This window comes from Streptomyces sp. NBC_00341 (assembly GCF_041435055.1).
GTDB lineage: Bacteria > Actinomycetota > Actinomycetes > Streptomycetales > Streptomycetaceae > Streptomyces.
In genome coordinates, this window is the sequence record NZ_CP108002.1 from 2,790,777 (window position 1) to 2,809,636 (window position 18,860).

An 18,860-nucleotide genomic window follows, 5' to 3' on the forward strand; every position below is an offset into this window, starting at 1 on the left:
CTACGGTCGGCCCGCGGCCCGGCCCAGGGCGGCGTGGGCCGGCACCAGTGCGGCGGCGAGGCCGAGGCCCACCGTGGCGGCCAGGAACGATCCGTACAACGCGGGCGGGATGTACGGGGATTCGCCGGTCAGGCCCCGCATCATCGGGATGAGCGTGGCCAGCGCGATGGCCGTGCCGAGCGCGGCCCCGGCCACGGTGACCAGCAGGGCCTCCCAGCGGATCATGCCCATGACCTGGCGGCGGGTGGAGCCGACGAGCCGGAGCATGGTCAGTTCCCCGCGGCGGTCCAGGACGGTCATCACCAGTGTGTTGACCGCCGCGACGGCTGCGAATCCGCCGAGGACCGAGGCCATGACGGTGTTGGCCCACGCGTTCAGCTCGCGGTCCCGGCTCTGCGCGGTGGCGTAGCCGGAGGGGTCTGTGACGGTGCCGAGTGCGGCGAGCCGCTCCGCGCCCGCCGGGGTCGCCCGTACGAGTACGTCGGAGGCGTACGGCGAGGTGACGTGGGTCAGCAGGTCGGCGGAAGGGAGGGTGACGAGGGCGGTGCCCAGGCCTCTTCCGTAGACCGCGACGATCTTCGGCGACGCCTTGGTGCCGTCCGGCAGGCGCAGCGCGAGGCGGTCGCCGGTGTGCACCTTCGCCGAACCGGCGAGCGTGGTGTCGATGGCGACGGTGCCGGGGGCCAGCGCGTCGAGTGATCCGGTGCGGACGTCGAGGTCCTGGACGGCGGCGAGTTCACGGCTGGAGCCGATGACTCCCTGCGCCGGGGCGTTCTCCAGCCAGGTGTCGCCGCCCGATCCGGCGGGGACCAGCACGGAGGTGCGGAGCAGTCCGACGGCGGTGGAGACGCCGGGGGTCGTGGCGGCGCGTTCGGTGGCGTCGGAGGCGAGGCCGTCCGGTGCGGAGACGATGCGGTCCGCGGTGACGGCGGCACGCTGCTGGTGCTCGATCGCCCGGTCCTCGCTGGTGTGCATGAAGACGAGCGTCGAGGAGAAGGCCATGGCGAGCACGATCGGCGTGATCGCGGAGGCCATCCGCCGGGAGTTGGCGCGGGAGTTGGCCGCGGCCAGCGAGGCGGAGGGGCCGCCGGCCCGCAGCGGGAGGCCGAGGACGGAGGCGCAGATGCGGGCGATCAGCGGGCCGAGCAGTCCGACCGCGAGCATGAAGAGCATGACCACACCGAGTGCGGCGTTGGCCGCGTCGTCGCCGGTCTGCGAGGCGGCGACGCCCGCGAGGACGCCGCCACCGGCCAGCGCGGCGATACCCAGGGGTGTGCGGATCCAGCCGAACGGCGGGCGTTCCACGGCGGACTGGGCGAGCGCGAGGCCCGGCTTCGTCTTCGACGGACGGCGCGCGGCGGCGTAGCCGGCGCCCAGCGCGGTGAGCATCGTGGCGGCGACGGCGATCGTCAGTGGCAGCCAGGAGATCCGCAGCCCGACGGCGTCCGGGATGGCCCCCTTCGCCTTGAGCTGCCCGAACCACCAGGCGGCCAGGGCGATTCCGGGCAGGCAGCCGAGTGCGCCGGCGAGCGGGGCGACGAGCAGGGCCTCGGTGGCGATGCTGCGGCGCAGCTGGCGCGGGGTCGCCCCGATCGCACGCAGCAGGGCGAATTCGCGGCTGCGCTGGCCGACGGAGAGGGCGACCGTACCGGCGGCGGTGAAGACGGCGACCATGGTGGCGACGCCGCCGAAGGAGCCGCCGAGCCCGGTGAGGAGTTCCCTGGCGTCCGCGAGGCCCGGGTCCTCGACCGCGCCGCGGTCGTCGCCGGTGCTGACCCTGACGCCCGAGGTGTGGCCGAGGGCGTCGGATACCTGGCGGGCGAGGGCGGACGGGTCGGCGCCGTCGGCGGCGAGTACGGCGATGGCGTCGACCCGGCCGGGGTGGCCGGAGAGCGCCACGGCCTCGCGGTCGGTGAACCAGACGGTGGCGTCGGCGTCGGTGGTGCCGGAGACCCGGAACTCCTTCGGGCCCGCCGGGGTGTCCAGCGTGACGCGGTCACCGGTCCGGGCCCCGCCGTGGCCGGCCGGGACGACGACCTCGCCGGTGCGCGGCGCGTCGCCGGACGCGAGCCGGGTGCCGGTGAGCGCGGCGGAGCCCCAGCCGTGCGCGGTGAGGGGCGCGGAGTCCTGGTGCGCCGGGGAGCCGACGCCGTCGGTCGCGGCTACCCGGTGCACCGGGTAGCCGACGTCGCCGATCGCGGCCGTGGCGCCGGGGGCGGAGGCGGCCCTGGCGACCAGGGCGTCGGACAGCCGGGCGGTGTCCGGGAGCGCGCTGGACTCCTCGTGCCGGTCGTCCCCGCTGCCGACGGTCAGCCGGGCCTGCTGGTCCGCGGCGACGATCACCGGCGCCTTCGCGTAGCGGTCGGGCGGTACGGACGCGCGCACGCCGGTCTCCAGCAGGATGCCGCAGGCGGAGACGATGGCCGCGGCCAGCAGGAGTGCGACGAAGGTGCCCGCGAACGACGCGGGTTTGAAGCGTACGGCCGCGCGGGCCAGGCCGTTCGGGGTGAACATCAGGCGGCGGCCCTTGCGTGCTCGGGGGCGGTCAGCGCGGTCATCCGTGCGGCGATCCGGTCGGCGCCCGCGCGGGGCAGCCGGTCCGCGATCTCGCCGTCGGCGAGGAAGAGCACGTGGTCCGCGTAGGCGGCGGCCACCGGGTCGTGCGTGACCATCACGACGGTCGCGCCGAGGGTGTCGACCGCGTGGCGGAGCAGCTGGAGGATCTCGGCGGCGGTGGTGGTGTCGAGGGCGCCGGTCGGCTCGTCGGCGAAGATCACGTCGGGCCGGGTGACCAGGGCGCGGGCGACGGCGACGCGCTGCTGCTGGCCGCCGGAGAGCTGGCCTGGGCGCCGGTTCCCCTTGTCGCCGAGGCCGACCCGGGCGAGCATCTCGGCTGCCTCGCGGCGGCTGCGGGCGGAGCCGGTGCGCTGTCCGGCCAGGCGCATGGGCAGGACGACGTTCTGCTCGACCGTGAGGGACGGGAGCAGGTTGAACGCCTGGAAGACGAAGCCGAGCCGGCTGCGGCGCAGTTCGGTGAGCTTGTTCTCGCTCATGCCGGTGATCTCCGTGCCGCCGAGGCTGACCGATCCCGCGGTGGGGCGGTCGAGTCCGGCCGCGCACTGGAGGAACGTCGACTTGCCGGAGCCGGAGGGGCCCATCACCGCGGTGAAGCTGCCCCTCGGCAGGGCGAGGTCGATGCCGCGCAGGGCGTGGACGGCCGATCCGCCCCGGCCGTACTGCCTGCGGACACCGCGCAGTTCGACGGCCGGGTCCGCGAGGACGGGCCCCGCGTGGTCGTGCGCCGTACGGGCCTCACGTACTGCCCGCACGCTCTCCCGCGCTCCCTGCCTGGTGCGCCGAAGCCCCATGGTGTCCGCCTTCCGTAGCCATCCGTGATCGGTCCTTCGAACGTACGGATCCGTCCTGGTCCGGGGCCATGACGGCGGCTGGCGGATCGGGGGTGGGGAAAACCCCAGGGAGACCCGTCGGGAGACCGGGTTGGAGGCCCGGTTGGAGGCCCGTCGGAGGCCCGGTCGGGGTGGTGATACTTGCAACGTCAATCATTCGGTAAACTAATTACTGACGATTCCTTGACGCTCTCTTGACCAAACGAAGGACTGGGCTCATCGGACACGCAGAGACGCTCATCGCCATGGGCGGCGCCTTCCTGGCCGCCGCCGTTCTCGCCCGCGTCGGCAGCCGCATCGGACTGCCGACCATCCCCCTGTTCATCCTGGCCGGGATCCTGCTCGGCCCGCACACCCCCGGCATCGTCCTCGTCGCGGACCCGCACGACCTGGAGATGCTCTCCGCGCTCGGCCTGGTGCTGCTGCTCTTCTACCTCGGCCTGGAGTTCCACCTCGACGACCTCAAGGCGGGCGGGCGCAGGATGGCGCTCGCCGGCGGCGCCTATCTCGTCCTGAACGTCGGCGCCGGGCTCGGCTTCGGCTTCGCGCTGGGCTGGGGCACCTCGGAGGCGCTGGTGCTGGCCGGGGTGCTCGGCATCTCGTCGTCGGCCATCGTCACCAAGGTCCTGGTCGACCTGGGCCGGATCGGCAATCCGGAGACCAAGCCGATCCTCGGCATCATCGTCGTCGAGGACGTGTTCCTCGCGCTGTACCTGGCCGCCCTCCAGCCCATCCTCTCGGGCGCCGACAGCCTCGCGGCGGCGGCGGTCGACGGCGGAAAGGCCTTCGGCTTCCTGCTGGCGCTGGCCCTCGCCGCCCGCTTCGGCACCAGGCTCATCAGCAAGCTGATCAACACCAAGGACGACGAGCTCCTCGTCATCTCCTTCCTCGGCGCGGCGGTCCTGGTGGCCGGCATCTCGGAGTGGTTCGGGGTCGCGGACGCCATCGGCGCCTTCATGGTGGGCCTGATGCTCGGCAGCACCTCCTCCGGCGAGCGCATCCTCAAACTGGTCCACCCGCTGCGGGACGCCTTCGGCGCGATCTTCTTCTTCGCCTTCGGCCTCTCCATCAACCCCGGTGATCTGCCGGTCGTGCTGTGGGCGGTACTGGCCGCCGTCGCCGTGACCCTCGCCATGAACGTCCTCGCGGGAATCGCCACCGCCAAGCTGTACGGGTTCGGCCCGCAGGCCACGGCGAACATCTCCACCACCCTGGTGGCGCGCGGCGAGTTCGCGCTGATCCTCGCCACGATGGCGGCGGGCGCCGGACTCGACGAGCGGCTCGCGCCGTTCATCGCCGGATACGTGCTCGTCCTCGCGGTCCTGGCCCCGCTGGTGGCCGGACGCTCGCACTGGCTGGCCAGAATCCTTCCGGGCGGACGCGATACCGCGCTCACCCCGATCCGGTGACGGACCGCAAGCCGTTGACGTACGCCCGGTTCGGGCCGGTTACGTACGGTTCAGGATTTGCGTGACAGCAGGAGCAGTGCCCGGTCGTCATTGACGTCCTTGGCACACGCCTCGATGAGGTGCCAGGCAGCACCCTCGAAGCCCGTCGAGACATAGCGGTCGGCCTCGCCGGTCAGCCGGTCGATGCCCTCCGCCATGTCCCGTTCGGATGTCTCCACCAGTCCGTCGGTGAACAGCATCAGTACGTCCCCCGGGGCCAGCGAGCCCTTCACGGCGTCGAACTGCGCCCCGTCGTACACCCCGAGCAGGGGGCCTTCCGCTGCCATCTCCTCCCACCGGCCGCTGCCGGCGTGCAGTTGGAGGGCGGGGGGATGGCCGGCCGAGAGGAGTTCGTAGTCGCCGGATTCGAGGTCCAGGACCAGATGGATCGAGGTCGCGAAGCCCTCGTCCCAGTCCTGGCGCAGCAGGTAGCCGTTGGCCGCGGGCAGGAAGCCGTGCGGCGGCAGCGATCCGAGGAGCCCGCCGAACGCGCCGGACAGCAGCAGCGCGCGGGAGCCCGCGTCCATGCCCTTGCCGGAGACGTCGGTGAGTACGGCCTCCAGGGTGCGGCCGCCATTGGTCCGGGCCGCGACGACGAAGTCGCCGGAGAAGGACTGCCCGCCCGCCGGGCGCAGCGACATCTCCCGGTGCCAGCCCTGCGGGAGCCGGGGCAGCGCGCTCTGCACCCGGATGCGTTCGCGCAGGTCGAAGAGCATGGTGCCGCCGCGCCGCCACGGCACGCCGACCCTGGCCCGGAACTGGGCGAGCACCAGCCCGAAGAAGCCGCAGGCCGCCACCGTCAGCACGGTTCCGGGGGTGACCCCGACCGTGCCGTCCTTGAACGGGCCGAGCCGCACCGACTCGACGATCAGGGCAGCGGCGGCGGCCGCGTACAGACCGAGCAGGCTGGCGGGCCGCAGCACCAGGCCGCCCGCGACGATCGGCAGGACGAGCGCGGTCGGTGAACACCACACCGGGTTCAGCAGGGTGCCGCAGGTGATGGCCGGGATGATCAGCAACAGGGCGGCCAGGGCGATCCAGTCGGAGCCGTCGCCGCGGAAGTAGTCGACGCCGGATCTGCGCAGCGTGCTGCGTACCCGGTGCGCCGATTTCCGCAATCGGGCCGGGTAGGTCTCTGCTCCTGCGCGTCGGGCCATTGCGGGGACTTTATCCACCCGACGGCCTCCGGTGCAGGGGGACCCCTGTGACAATGCGTTCGAAATCGGGTCGCCTGTCCGCCGAGCCCCTGGTAGGCATGCCATATGACTACAGAGCTCCGCGTGTTGCAGCCGTCCGAATGGAACGAATGGTTCGAGTGCCTGGAGCTCGCCTTCGGAGGCGTGGCCGAACCGCCCGAGCAACGCGAGCTGGACGAGTCACTGACCGAGCACGAGCGCTCGCTCGGGATCTGGGACGGCCCCGATGTCGTCGCCACATCAGGGGCGTTCAGCTTCCGGCTGGCCGTTCCGGGCGGCGCGCTGGTGCCGGCCGCGGGCGTGACGATGGTCAGCGTCGCGGCCACCCACCGCAGGCGCGGGCTGCTGACCTCGATGATGCGCCGGCAGCTCGACGACGTGCGGGCACTGGGTGAACCGGTCGCCGTGCTCACCGCGTCGGAGCCGGCGATCTACGGCCGGTACGGGTACGGGGCGGCGAGCCGCCAGATGTCCCTGACGATCGACACGGACCGGGTGCGGCTGACCGTCCCCGAGGGCACGGACGGGGTCCGGCTGCGGCACGCGAAGAAGGACGAGGCGGTCGCGGCCTGCGAGAGTGTGTACGCGCGCCTGGTGCCGGGCCGCCCCGGCACCCCGGCCCACGCTCCGGGCTGGGAGCGCAAGTCGCTCGTCGATCCGGTGAGTTCACGGGAGGGCGGCTCCGCGTTGCAGTGTGTCCTGGCCGAGCGGGACGGCGAAGTGCTGGGTTACACCACGTACCACATCAAACCGGACTGGGACACGGGTGGGCCCAAGGGCCGGGTCGTCGTGAGCGATCTGGCGGCGCTGGATCCGGCGGCGTACGCGGCGCTGTGGCGGTTCCTCTTCGGGATCGACCTGACGTCGACCGTCGAGGCACGGAACCGGCCGGTGGACGACGCGGTGCTGCACCTGGTCTCTGACGTGCGGCGGTGCGGGATCCAGGTCCGGGACTCGCTCCATGTGCGGCTGGTGGACGTGGGCGCGGCACTGGAGGCACGGAGCTACCGGGCGCCGGTGGATGTGGTGTTCGAGGTCGAGGACGCGTTCTGCCCCTGGAACGCGGGGCGTTGGCGGCTGACGGCCGACGTGAAGGGCGGCGCGTCGTGCAAGCGCACGCAGGACGCGGCGGATCTGGCGCTCTCGGTGCGGGAGTTGGGGACGGCGTACCTGGGCGGCGAATCGCTGGGCGCGTTGGCCCTGGCCGGGCGGGTACGGGAGGTGCGGGCGGGGGCGTTGGCGGAGGCGTCGTCGGCGTTCCTGTCCGACGTGGCGCCGTGGCTGCCCCGGGGGTTCTAGCCTGCCGGGTGCGTCCGGCGCCCCGCTCTGTCCTCAATCGCCGGACGGGCTTGATTTGCCCTGGTGCGCGCGTTTCCGCCGAGCGCCGCGGGCTGCCGCGCAGCGCCCTCCGGGCGTCTTGTCCTCAATCGCCGGACGGGCTTGATTTGGCCGGACGGGCTTGAATTGGCCGGGCGGGCTGGCTTTGCCCGGGTGGGCTGGATTGTCGCGGACAGGCGTGACAATCAAGCCCGCCCGGCGATTGAGGGCAATCAAGCCTGTCCGGCGTTTGAGGACAAACCGAGCCCGTCCGGCGATTGAGGACAACCGGGCGGCCTGTGCGGCCCGCGCTCAGCGGGACTGGCAGGTCGGGCACCAGAACAGGTTCCGGGCCGACAGCTCCGCCGCCCGGAGCTCCGTGCCGCAGACGTGGCAGGACTGGCGCGCGCGCCGGTAGACGTACACCTCGCCGCCGTGGTCGTCCACCCGCGGCGCGCGGCCCATCGCCTCCGGCAGGTGCTCGGGGCGGACCGTGTCGATGCGGTTGTTGCGCACGCCCTCGCGCATCAGCTCGCCCAGGTCCGTCCAGATCGCGTCCCACTCACGGCGGGTGAGGTCGCGGCCGGCCCGGTAGGGGTCGATGCCGTGCCGGAACAGCACCTCCGCGCGGTAGACGTTGCCGACGCCCGCGATGACCTTCTGGTCCATCAGCAGGGCGGCCACGGTGATCCGGCTCCGGGAGATCCGAAGCCAGGCGCGCTCGCCGTCCTCGTCGGAGCGCAGCGGGTCGGGGCCGAGCCGGTCGTGTATCGCCTGCTTCTCGGCGTCGGTGATCAGCGCACACGTGGTGGGGCCGCGCAGGTCCGCGTGGTGCTCGTCGTTCAGGAGGCGCAGCCGGACGGTGTCCGTGGGCGGCGGGGCCGGCGCCGTACCGAATCCGAGCTTGCCGAACAGGCCGAGGTGGATGTGGACCCAGCCGGTTCCCTCGAAGCCGAGGAAGAGGTGTTTGCCGTGCGCGTCCGCGCCTTCGAGCACCCGGCCGTCGAGCAGCGCGGCGCTGTCGGAGAACTTGCCCTGCGGGCTGCTCACCCGCACCGGGAGGCCGGCGAACCTGTCCCGGTGGTCGTCCGCGAGGCGGTGGATCGTGTGGCCCTCGGGCACGGCGGCGGCGCTCCTGGGTGAGGCGGTGGTGCGGACATGGCTGTGCCGCCGGGGGCTCCGGCGGCACAGCGGGAGGCGGTGGGGCGGTCAGCCCCGCTGCGGGTGGTGGGCCGGGACCGGGGGGAGCTCGCCGGTGTTCTCGTACGCCGTGAGCATCGCGATGCGGCGGCTGTGCCGCTCCTCGCCCGAGTACGGAGTGGCGAGGAAGATCTCGACGAACTTCGTGCACTCCTCCTCGGTGTGCATCCGGCCGCCGATGGAGATCACGTTGGCGTCGTTGTGCTCGCGGCCCAGCGCGGCGGTCTGCTCGCTCCAGGCGAGCGCGGCGCGGACGCCCTTGACCTTGTTCGCGGCCATCTGCTCGCCGTTGCCGGAGCCGCCGATGACGATCCCGAGGCTGTCGGGGTCGGCGGCCGTCTTCTCGGCGGCACGCAGGCAGAACGGCGGATAGTCGTCCTGGGCGTCGTAGATGTGGGGACCGCAGTCGACGGCCTCGTGGCCCTGGGCCTTGAGCCACTCGACGAGGTGGTTCTTGAGTTCGTAACCGGCATGGTCGGATCCGAGGTACACGCGCATGGGAGGAGTGTGGCACGAGCTTCGCCGGGTAACCGACGACGGGGTGCGGTGTGGCTCTGATGTGCGGACCCTGTGCGTGCGAAGCCGCTGAAGCGATGATCGTGTCAACGATGCGGATGCGGGGGTTCCGATTTCGGGGTTCACCGGGCTTCAATGCAACGCTCGCCGCTCACCACCGTGCCGCGGCGCGCACGCACCGAGTGATCCGAAAACGTGAGGATTCGATCCATGACGTCGCAGACGACTCTGGCCGGACCGGGCCAACAGCCCGAGGGGCCGGGCCGGACGGGCCCCGGGGACGGGCTCCAGGCCGGTCTCAAGAACCGTCACCTCTCGATGATCGCCATCGGCGGCGTGATCGGCGCCGGCCTCTTCGTGGGGTCCAGCGCGGGCATCGCAGCCGCCGGACCGGCCATCCTGCTGTCGTACGCGCTGGTCGGCCTGATGGTCGTCTTCGTGATGCGGATGCTCGGGGAGATGGCCGCCGCCCGTCCGGCGTCGGGCTCCTTCTCCGCCTACGCCGACCAGGCGCTGGGCCGCTGGGCCGGTTTCTCGATCGGCTGGCTCTACTGGTTCTTCTGGGTCGTGGTGCTCGCCGTCGAGGCCACGGCGGGTGCCAAGATCCTGGAGAACTGGGTGCCGGGGGTCCCGCAGTGGGCCTGGGCGCTGATCGTGATGCTGGTGCTGACCGCGACGAACCTGGTATCGGTCGGCTCGTACGGAGAGTTCGAGTTCTGGTTCGCCGGGATCAAGGTCGTCGCGATCGGCGCCTTCGTGATCGTCGGACTGCTCGCCGTCTTCGGCGTACTGCCGGGCTCGGACAACGCCGGCTCGGGGCTGGCCCACCTCACCGACACCGGCGGCTTCTTCCCCAAGGGCCCCGGCGCCATCCTCACCGGGGTGCTGATGGTGGTCTTCTCCTTCATGGGAAGCGAGATCGTGACGCTGGCGGCCGGTGAGTCGGAGAATCCGCAGCGTGCCGTCCAGAAGGCCACCAACAGCGTGATCTGGCGGATCGCGGTCTTCTACCTGGGCTCGATCTTCGTCGTGCTGACCCTGCTGCCGTGGAACGACGCCTCGATCATGGAGAAGGGCAGCTACGTCGCCGCGCTCGACTCGATCGGCATCCCGCACGCCGGACAGGTGATGGACGTCATCGTGCTGACGGCCGTGCTGTCCTGCCTCAACTCCGGCCTCTACACGGCCTCCCGGATGGCCTTCTCGCTCGGCGGCCGAGGTGACGCCCCGAAGGCGTTCGCCCGGACCAACAAGCGGGGCGTGCCGCAGGCGGCCATCCTGTCCTCCGTCGTCTTCGGCTTCGTCGCCGTCTTCTTCAACTACCAGTGGCCGGACACCGTCTTCGCGTTCCTGCTGAACTCCTCCGGCGCGGTCGCCCTGTTCGTCTGGCTGGTCATCTGCTTCACCCAGCTGCGGATGCGCGGCATCATCCTGCGCGAGTCGCCCGAGAAGCTGGTCGTACGGATGTGGCTCTTCCCGTATCTGACCTGGGCGACCATCGCGATGATCTCGTTCGTGCTGGTCTACATGCTGACCGATGACGCGGGACGCGAGCAAGTGCTGCTCTCGCTGCTGGTCGCGGTCCTGGTGGTGGCCGTCTCGCTGGTGCGCGAGGCGCGCGGGCGCCGCAACGGCACCCCGGCCGGGAAGTCCACCGAATGAGTGTCCATACCTGACGGAAACTGTCAGGTATAGCGGGGAGGCTCTCCTTCGTAAGCCCATCGAGTGCGCAAGCGATCGAGCGAGCGAGTGGAGAGCCTCCGCCATGACTGCCGTCCCGTCCGGTTTCCAGACCGGTTTCCCCGTCCGTCCGGACCTCGTCGTCGAGGCCGCCGGGGCGGATGACGTACGCGACGCCGTGGCAGGCGCCGCGTCCGGCGGCCTCCGGGTCGCCGTCCACGCCACCGGGCACGGGCTGGCGGGCCCGGTGGAGGGCGGGGTCCTGATCGACACCCGCCGGATGGACTCCGTACGGATCGACCCGGTGCGCCGCACCGCCGCCGTCGGGGCGGGCACCACCTGGGGGCAGGTGGTCGAGGCGGCCGCGCCGCACGGGCTGGCCCCGCTGAACGGCTCCGCGCCCGGCGTGGGCGCCGTCTCCTACACGCTGGGCGGCGGGCTGGGCATCCTGGGCCGGGAGTTCGGGTACGCCGCCGACCAGGTGCGCTCGCTCGACGTGGTGACGGGCGACGGGGTGCTCCGTCATGTCACCGCGGAGGACGAGCCGGAGCTGTTCTGGGGGCTGCGCGGCGGCGGGCACCGGCTGGGCGTGGTGACGGGCCTGGAGACCGGGCTCGTCCCGGTGGACCGGCTGTACGGCGGCTCGATCGCCTTCGACGGGGACGGCGGGGCGGGCGCCGAGGTGCTCCGGCGCTATCAGGAGTGGACCCGGCCCCTGCCCGACGCGCTGACGTCGTCGGTGGCCGCACTCGTGTACCCCGATCTGCCACAGATGCCGGAGGCGCTGCGGGGCCGGTACGTCGTCTCCGTACGCGTGGCGTACACCGGGAGCGCGGCCGGGGGTGAGCGCCTCGTCGCGCCACTGCGGGCGATCGGGCCCGTGCTCGCGGACTCGCTGCGGGAGATGCCGTACGCGGAGAGCCCGAGCATTCACAACGATCCGCCGTTCCCGCACGCGTACTACGGGGACGGGCTGATGCTGAGCGGACTGGATCCGGAGCGCGCGGTGCGGGTGCTGGAGCTGACCGGCCGCGGGGCCCCGATGATGACCGTGGTCCAGCTCAACCACCTGGGCGGCGCCCTGGCCACCGCCCCCGCGGCGGGGAACGCGGTGCCGTACCGGGGGGCCGGGTTCCTGCTCCGGCTGCTGTCGCCGCTGGACGGTACGGACGTGGCCGCCGTCCGGGCCCTGTACGAGGAGGTGGCCGGGGTCCTCGCACCGCTCGTCGTGGGCCGTTCGCTGAACTTCTCCTTCGGCGGCGGGGACCGTACGGACGGGTTCCACGACCCCCGGACACGCGAGAGGCTCGCCGGTCTGGTGTCGCGTTACGACCCGGCGAGCCTCTTCGGTGGTGCTTACGGCGTCAGCCGCGACGGCCGATGAGCTTCCAGGACGCGGGCAGCGCGCCCATCGCGAGCGCCGCCTTCAGCGCGTCGCCGAGCAGGAACGGCGTCAGGCCGGCCGCGATCGCGGCGCTCGCCGACATGCCGGTGGACAGCGCCAGGTAGGGCACGCCGACCGAGTAGATGATGGCCGAGCCGAGCACCATGGTGCCCGCCGTGCGGAGCACCGAGCGGTCGCCGCCGCGGCGGGCCAGGCCGCCCACCACGGTCGCGGCGAGCAGCATGCCGAGCACGTAGCCGAACGAGGCGCCGCCAGGGCCGGAGCTGCCGGCCGAGAACCACGGCATGCCGGCCATGCCGACGAGCGCGTACACGGCGAGGGCGAGGAAGCCGCGGCGGGCCCCGAGCGCGGTGCCGACCAGGAGCGCGGCGAAGGTCTGGCCGGTGACCGGGACCGGCGAGCCGGGGACCGGCACGGCGATCTGCGCGGCTATGCCGGTGAGCGCGGCGCCGCCGAGCACCAGGGCGGTGTCCACGGCGTAGCGGTGCCGGGCGGCGGGCAGCAGGTCGGCGAGGACCGCTCCGGTACGGACGGGGGCGGCGGCAGCAGTACTCATCAGGACTCCGCGTGGTGAGGGCAGGTGGGTGGAGGGCTGAGCCTGACGCTATCCGACGGAGCAACGCTCGATCACCATCAGCGGCCCACAAAGCGGCGGTTGGGGCGTTGGTGGGATTCACACAAAGCGCGGCACACAATCATCCCTGGACGTGATGCTCATCACGGAGGTCGGAGCGGATCAACTGCTCGTCGGCGGGGAGGTGCGACGGGAGCCGACTGTCGACTCCCTCTAAACAGCGGACCCGTGACGCAAGCTCGGCAGCGGGCCGCTCCACGCTGTGCGGTGCGCGCCCTGTGTGAGCATGGTGACCGTATAGCGGACATCCGTTCCGCCTGGGCGGGGCACGCGTCCAGACTGGTTGCCCGTCCCCCGTCTCACCGACCGAACAGAGTTCGTCCATGCCCCGGACCACCGTGCCTCCCCCCACCGGCACCCCGGCCGCCTCTTCCGGCCACGGAACCGACTCGGCCCTCACCCACGGGCTCAAGCAGCGACATCTGTCGATGATCGCCCTCGGCGGCGTCATCGGCGCCGGGCTGTTCGTCGGCTCCGGCGCGGGTATCGCCGCGGCCGGCCCCTCGATCGTCATCGCCTACGCCTGCTCCGGGCTGCTGGTCATGCTCGTGATGCGGATGCTCGGCGAGATGTCGGCGGCCAATCCGGCGTCCGGCTCCTTCTCCGTGCACGCCGAGCGGGCGATCGGCCCGTGGGCGGGGTTCACGGCGGGCTGGGCGTTCTGGGTGCTGCTCTGCGTCGCCGTCGGCCTCGAAGGAATCGGTGCGGCGAAGATCGTCACCGGCTGGCTGCCCGGAACGCCGGAGTGGGCGTGGGTGGCGCTGTTCATGGTGGTGTTCCTGGGGACGAACCTGGCCTCTGTGACGAAGTTCGGCGAGTTCGAGTTCTGGTTCGCCGCGCTCAAGGTCGTCGCGATCACGCTGTTCCTGGTGCTCGGCGTGCTGGCGATCCTGGGCGTGCTTCCGGACACGGACGCGCCGGGCACGGCCAACCTCAGCGGCGAGGGCGGCTTCCTGCCGAACGGCTCAGAGGGGCTGGTCATCGGGCTGCTCGCCTCCGTCTTCGCGTACGGCGGTCTGGAGACCGTCACCATCGCCGCGGCCGAGTCGGAGAACCCGGTGCGGGGCGTCGCGAAGGCCGTGCGGACGGCGATGTGGCGGATCGCGCTCTTCTACGTCGGCTCGATGGCGGTCATCGTCACGCTGGTCCCGTGGGACGATCCGAAGGTCGTCTCGGTCGGCCCCTTCTACGCGGCCCTGGACCACCTCGGCATCAGCGGTGCGGCGGAGATCATGAACGTGGTCATCCTGGTGGCGCTGCTCTCCGCGATGAACGCGAACATCTACGGCGCCTCGCGCATGGCCTGCTCACTGGTGGCCCGGGGTCAGGGCCCGAAGCGGCTCGGCCGGATCTCGTCCGGTGTGCCGCGCCGCGCGGTGCTGGTCTCCTCGGTGTTCGGCTTCCTGTGCGTGCTGCTGAGCTACTGGCGGCCCGACGACGTCTTCCCCTGGCTGCTCAACATGACCGGGGCGGTGATCCTGGTCGTCTGGATCTTCATCGCCGCCTCCCAGCTGATCCTGCGCGCCCGGCTGGAGCGCGAGGAGCCGCAGAAGCTGGTGGTCCGGATGTGGCTGTTCCCCGGCCTCACCATCGCGGCCCTGCTCGCCATGGCCGGCATCTTCGTCCTGATGCTCCGCCAGCCCGACACCCGCGACCAGCTGCTGGCGACGGGCGCGCTGACGGCGGTCCTGATCGTCATCGGCGTCGTACGCCAGCGCCGCTCGGCGGCGTCGCCCCCGGCGGCGACGGACGCGTAACCCGGGCACGTAAACCGTACGCGAAGCCCAGGCACGGAACCCGGTACACGAAGCGCCGGGCGGGCCGGATCACTCCGGCCCGCCCGGCGCTTCCGTATGCCCGGAAGGGTCCTCGGGCGACCGGAGTCCTACGCCGAAGGGCTGATCCACCCTCAGCCACTCCTGCTGTTAGCCTGCTCTTGCATATAGGTTGCAATAACAACAGGACAGCAGCTGGAGGGTTCGCACCATGGCCACGTACACGCTCCCGGAACTCCCGTACGACTACGCGGCGCTCGAACCGGTCATCAATCCGCAGATCATCGAGCTCCACCACGACAAGCACCACGCCGCGTACGTGAAGGGCGCCAACGACACCCTGGAGCAGCTGGAGGAGGCGCGCGACAAGGAGGCCTGGGGAGCGATCAACGGGCTCCAGAAGAACCTCGCGTTCCACCTCTCCGGCCACATCCTGCACTCGATCTACTGGCACAACATGACCGGTGACGGCGGCGGCGAGCCCCTCGCGGCGGACGGTGTCGGCGGCCTCGCGGACGCGATCACCGAGTCCTTCGGCTCCTTCGCGGGCTTCAAGTCCCAGCTGACGAAGGCCGCGGCCACCACGCAGGGCTCCGGCTGGGGCGTCCTCGCGTACGAGCCGGTCAGCGGCAAGCTGATCGTCGAGCAGGTCTACGACCACCAGGGCAACGTGGGCCAGGGCTCGGTCCCCGTCCTCGTCTTCGACGCCTGGGAGCACGCCTTCTACCTGCAGTACAAGAACCAGAAGGTCGACTTCATCGAGGCGATGTGGCGCGTCGTCAACTGGCAGGACGTGGCGAAGCGGTACGCGGCCGCCAAGGAGCGCGCGAACGTCCTGCTGCTCGCCCCCTGACCCACGACGAGGCGCACCCCCGACGTCCTGCCTCGTGATCGTCTTCTCAACCTTCACCCGGCAGGCGGATGAACGAAGGGCCCCCGCGAGGACATGACTCGCGGGGGCCCTTCCATGTCCGCGTGACAACCCAATACAGGCCTTAGTCGGTCACCAGAGCCATCAGCAGCCCGTCGTACCCCTTGGTGCCGACGGTCTGGAGCGCGGTCGCGGTCAGGGTCGGCTCGGCCGCGACGAGTTCGGTGAACCGGCGCACGCCCCGCACCTTCGGGTCCTCGCTCCCGGCGTCGGCCACCTCCCCGTCGCGCACGACGTTGTCGGCGACGATCAGGCTGCCGGGCCGGGTCAGCTTCAGCGACCAGGCCAGGTAGTCGGGGTTGCTCGGCTTGTCGGCGTCGATGAACACGACGTCGAACGGCCCGTACCCCTGCTCCGCGAGGAGCGGCAGCGTGTCGAGGGCCGGGCCCACCCGGACCTCCACGACATCCGCCAGACCGGCGCGCTCGATGTTGCGGCGTGCCACCTCGGCGCACTCCGGATCGGCTTCGAGTGTGACGACGCTGCCGCCCTCGGGGAGCGCACGCGCCAGCCAGATGGTGCTGTACCCGCCCAGGGTGCCGATCTCCAGCACCGTGCGCGCCCCCTGGAGCCGGGCCAGCAGGTTCAGCAGCTTGCCCTGGTTGGCCGCGACCTGGATCGCCGGCAGCCCGGCCTTCTCGCTGGCCTCGACGGCCGCGTCCAGCGCCTCGTCCGGGCCGAGCAGCAGAGCGTTGAAGTATTCGTCGACCTCGGCCCAGCGCGCCTGCGTCATGGCATGTTCCCCTCTCGGCACCACTTAAGTTCCCAAAAGGAACTTACATCATGCCGGGTGAATGGGATGATGGTGGCCTCAGCGTTTCCCCGGAGAGGACGACATGACGATCACCGTGCGCGAGCTGGTGCACTACCCGGTCAAGGGCTGCGCGGGGACGTCCACCGACTCCGCGCAGGTCGTCGGGACGGGCCTCGAACACGACCGGACCTTCATGGTGGTGGACGCGGACGAGGGCGCCTTCCGCAGCCAGCGCACGCACCCGGCGATGGCCGCGATCAAGGTCACCGTCCTGCGGTCCGGGGCGGCGCTGGCGCTCTCCGCAGAAGGCCTCGAACCGCTGCTGCTGGAGGTCGACCGGGACGGCCCGCGCCGCGACGTCAGCATGTTCGACCACCCCCTCGGCGCCGCCGTCGACCAGGGCGACACGGTCGCGGAGTGGTTCTCCGAGGTGCTGGGAGCCAAGTCGCGCCTGGTGCGGGCGGCCCCCGGCTTCGACCGGGACGGCTGGGGCGAGACGCCCGGCAAGCTCAACTTCGCGGACGCGCACGCGGTACTGGTCACCTCGACCGCCTCGCTGGACGACCTGAACGCCCGGATCGCCGCACGGGGCGACGCCGACGCCGTGCCGATGGACCGGTTCCGCCCCAACATCGTCCTGACCGGCAAGGACGAACCGCACTTCGAGGACCGGGTGCGCCGGATGACCCTGGGCTCCGTCGAGCTCGCCCACTCGGTACGGGCGACGCGCTGCAGCGTCCCGCTCGTCGACCAGATCACCGGCCTGCGCAAGGGCCCCGAACCGGTCCGGACCCTGGCGACGTACCGGCGCGAGGCGCAGTACGGGAACCGGGTCAGCTTCGGCGTGAAGAACGCGGTGGTCTGCGAGGGCCTGGTGAGCGTGGGCGACCAGGTCACCGTCCACAGCCTGGTCACCCCGTAACCTCCGGGCCCCGCTCCCCCGCCCCGCGCACCGAAAACCACCTGACCCGGCCGCGCGGGTCACCTATCGTCAGCGTCATTTGCCGGTACGGAGCCACGGCCCCGTACCGGCCCCCCCCGGACGGATCACGTGGAGGATGACGGTGCGCTACCGCGAACTGGGACGCAGTGGAATGCGGATATCCGAGATCGGCTACGGCGCGTGGGGCATCGGTGAGTCCAGCTGGGTGGGCGCGACGGAGAACGAGTCCGTCCGCGCCCTCCACCGGGCCGTCGAGCTCGGCGTGAACTTCATCGACACCGCGCGCGGCTACGGCGAGAGCGAGCGCATCGTCGGACAGGTGGTGCGGGAGCGGGCCGGGGACGAGGTACTGGTCGCGACCAAGGTGCCCCCGGAGAACGGGGTATGGCCCCCGGCCGACGGCACGGACCCGGCGCAGGCGTTCTCGGGCAGGCACATCCGCGCGACCCTGGAGACGAGCCTGCGCGCCTCGGGGCTGGACCACTTCGACGTCCTCCAGTTCCACGTCTGGCACGACGAGTGGGTGGGGCGCGGCGACTGGCTGGAGACGGTCACCGAACTGAAGCGCGAGGGGAAGATCCGGCTGTTCGGGGTCTCCGTCAACGACCACCGGCCCGGGAGCGCGCTCGCGCTGGTCCGCAGCGGTGCGGTGGACAGCGTGCAGGTCATCTACAACGTGTTCGACCAGTCACCGGCCGACGAGCTGCTGCCCGCCTGCCTGGAGCACGGTGTCGGGGTCATCGTCCGGGTGGCCCTGGACGAGGGCGGGCTGACCGGCCGGATCACCGCGGGCACGACGTTCCCCGAGGGCGACTGGCGCAACCGCTACTTCCGGGACGACCGCCCGGCCCAGGTCGAGCGCCGGGTGGCGGCGATCGTCGCGGACCTGGGCATCGAGCCGGACGCCGTCGCGGAGCACGCGCTGCGGTTCGTGCTGAGTTCGCCCGCGGTCTCCACCGTCATCCCCGGGATGCGCAGCGTGCGCAACGTGGAGCGCAACACCGCGCTGAGCGACGGGCGCCCGCTCACCGAGGACCAGCTCGCCGTGCTGGCCGAGCACCGCTGGCAGCGCGACTTCTACGCCTGAGCCGCGCCGGGCGCGGAGGCGTCCCGGTGGCCCTGGGTAGGGTCCGGGACCATGGCGATACGGAAGCGGTGCACGTCCCGGGTCCTGCTGACCGACGAACGCGACCGGCTGCTGTTGCTGTGCGGCCGTGATCCACGCCGTGCGGGGGCGCGTTGGTGGTTCACGGTCGGCGGCGGGGTGGAGGCCGGTGAGGACTACGTGGCGGCGGCGCTGCGCGAGGTCCGCGAGGAGACCGCGCTGGAACTGGCCGCCGCCCGGCTGGGCCCGGTCGTCTGGACCCGGCAGATCCTGTTCGGGGTGGACGGGCGGCACTACGACCAGTACGAGGAGTACCGCCCGGTCCGGGTCACGGCCGCCGAGGTGTCGGGGATGCGGGTGGCGACCGACGAGGGCTCGTACGGCCATCACTGGTGGACCGTGGACGAGCTCCGCAGCACCTCGGAGACCGTCCATCCGACCGGGATGGGCGGTCTGCTCCCCCCGGTGCTGACCGGGGCCGTCCTCCCCCACCCGCCGGTGCACCTGGGTGACTTCGACGTGGACGAGGAGCGCGACGGCGGCTGAGGC

Annotated in this window: 16 protein-coding genes; 9 read left to right on the forward strand and 7 right to left on the reverse strand. The window is 71.8% G+C overall.

Translation table 11 applies throughout. From position 1 onward, the window contains the following. Both OG892_RS12500 and OG892_RS12505 read right to left on the reverse strand, forming a co-directional pair. Positions 1–2,514 (reverse strand): FtsX-like permease family protein, encoded by a 2,514-nt coding sequence (locus OG892_RS12500; RefSeq protein ID WP_371629156.1) that lies wholly within the window; start codon positions 2,512–2,514, stop codon positions 1–3. Then, entirely contained in the window at positions 2,514–3,368 is an 855-nt protein-coding gene (locus tag OG892_RS12505; RefSeq protein WP_079193672.1) for an ABC transporter ATP-binding protein, read from the reverse strand. Before OG892_RS12505 ends, OG892_RS12500 begins: the two co-directional genes overlap by 1 nt. Before the next feature lie 284 nt (positions 3,369–3,652). Here OG892_RS12505 and OG892_RS12510 point away from each other — a divergent pair, with 284 nt between their 5' ends. Next, positions 3,653–4,816 carry a cation:proton antiporter gene (locus OG892_RS12510; protein WP_328867087.1) on the forward strand — a complete coding sequence of 388 codons (1,164 nt, stop codon included), beginning with the start codon at positions 3,653–3,655 and terminating at the stop codon, positions 4,814–4,816. A 50-nt stretch (positions 4,817–4,866) separates the two neighbouring features. On the opposite strand, the gene OG892_RS12515 is transcribed toward OG892_RS12510, so the two are convergent. Then, positions 4,867–6,012: a PP2C family protein-serine/threonine phosphatase gene (locus OG892_RS12515; protein WP_073739020.1), complete on the reverse strand. Its 1,146-nt coding sequence runs from the start codon at positions 6,010–6,012 to the stop codon at positions 4,867–4,869. Between the two features lie 105 nt (positions 6,013–6,117). Between OG892_RS12515 and OG892_RS12520 the strand changes: the two genes are divergently transcribed. Continuing rightward, on the forward strand, positions 6,118–7,350 hold the full coding sequence (locus tag OG892_RS12520; RefSeq protein ID WP_371629157.1) for a GNAT family N-acetyltransferase: 1,233 nt from the start codon (positions 6,118–6,120) through the stop codon (positions 7,348–7,350). A gap of 330 nt (positions 7,351–7,680) precedes the next feature. Here OG892_RS12520 and OG892_RS12525 read toward each other — a convergent pair whose 3' ends face one another. Further along, positions 7,681–8,490, reverse strand: coding sequence for an Fpg/Nei family DNA glycosylase (locus tag OG892_RS12525; protein WP_371629158.1), 810 nt, complete (start codon positions 8,488–8,490; stop codon positions 7,681–7,683). A gap of 87 nt (positions 8,491–8,577) precedes the next feature. Beyond that, positions 8,578–9,066: a ribose-5-phosphate isomerase gene (locus OG892_RS12530; RefSeq protein ID WP_371629159.1), complete on the reverse strand. Its 489-nt coding sequence runs from the start codon at positions 9,064–9,066 to the stop codon at positions 8,578–8,580. A 228-nt stretch (positions 9,067–9,294) separates the two neighbouring features. Between OG892_RS12530 and OG892_RS12535 the strand changes: the two genes are divergently transcribed. Further along, positions 9,295–10,746: an amino acid permease gene (locus OG892_RS12535; protein WP_073739016.1), complete on the forward strand. Its 1,452-nt coding sequence runs from the start codon at positions 9,295–9,297 to the stop codon at positions 10,744–10,746. A 103-nt stretch (positions 10,747–10,849) separates the two neighbouring features. After that, a complete protein-coding gene (locus tag OG892_RS12540) occupies positions 10,850–12,148 on the forward strand; it encodes an FAD-binding oxidoreductase (RefSeq protein ID WP_371629160.1) in 1,299 nt (432 codons plus the stop codon). Here OG892_RS12540 and OG892_RS12545 read toward each other — a convergent pair. Further along, positions 12,129–12,725 (reverse strand): biotin transporter BioY, encoded by a 597-nt coding sequence (locus OG892_RS12545; protein WP_073739014.1) that lies wholly within the window; start codon positions 12,723–12,725, stop codon positions 12,129–12,131. The genes OG892_RS12540 and OG892_RS12545 overlap by 20 nt on opposite strands. Positions 12,726–13,126: 401 nt before the next feature. Here OG892_RS12545 and OG892_RS12550 point away from each other — a divergent pair, with 401 nt between their 5' ends. Continuing rightward, positions 13,127–14,560 carry an amino acid permease gene (locus tag OG892_RS12550; protein ID WP_073739013.1) on the forward strand — a complete coding sequence of 478 codons (1,434 nt, stop codon included), beginning with the start codon at positions 13,127–13,129 and terminating at the stop codon, positions 14,558–14,560. 229 nt (positions 14,561–14,789) lie between these two features. Continuing rightward, a complete protein-coding gene (locus OG892_RS12555; protein WP_363029641.1) occupies positions 14,790–15,431 on the forward strand; it encodes a superoxide dismutase in 642 nt (213 codons plus the stop codon). Between the two features lie 142 nt (positions 15,432–15,573). Here the strand turns inward: OG892_RS12555 and OG892_RS12560 are convergent, their stop codons facing one another. After that, on the reverse strand, positions 15,574–16,242 hold the full coding sequence (locus tag OG892_RS12560; protein ID WP_328867082.1) for an O-methyltransferase: 669 nt from the start codon (positions 16,240–16,242) through the stop codon (positions 15,574–15,576). Between the two features lie 103 nt (positions 16,243–16,345). Between OG892_RS12560 and OG892_RS12565 the strand changes: the two genes are divergently transcribed. The 3 genes from OG892_RS12565 to OG892_RS12575 all read left to right on the forward strand — a co-directional run bounded on the left by OG892_RS12565 (position 16,346) and on the right by OG892_RS12575 (position 18,857). Further along, positions 16,346–17,185, forward strand: coding sequence for an MOSC N-terminal beta barrel domain-containing protein (locus OG892_RS12565; RefSeq protein ID WP_328867081.1), 840 nt, complete (start codon positions 16,346–16,348; stop codon positions 17,183–17,185). Between the two features lie 142 nt (positions 17,186–17,327). Beyond that, positions 17,328–18,293: an aldo/keto reductase gene (locus OG892_RS12570; RefSeq protein WP_328868468.1), complete on the forward strand. Its 966-nt coding sequence runs from the start codon at positions 17,328–17,330 to the stop codon at positions 18,291–18,293. 51 nt (positions 18,294–18,344) lie between these two features. Further along, complete coding sequence (locus OG892_RS12575) at positions 18,345–18,857, forward strand: NUDIX hydrolase (protein ID WP_073739009.1); 513 nt, start codon at positions 18,345–18,347, stop codon at positions 18,855–18,857. Positions 18,858–18,860: the final 3 nt, after the last annotated feature.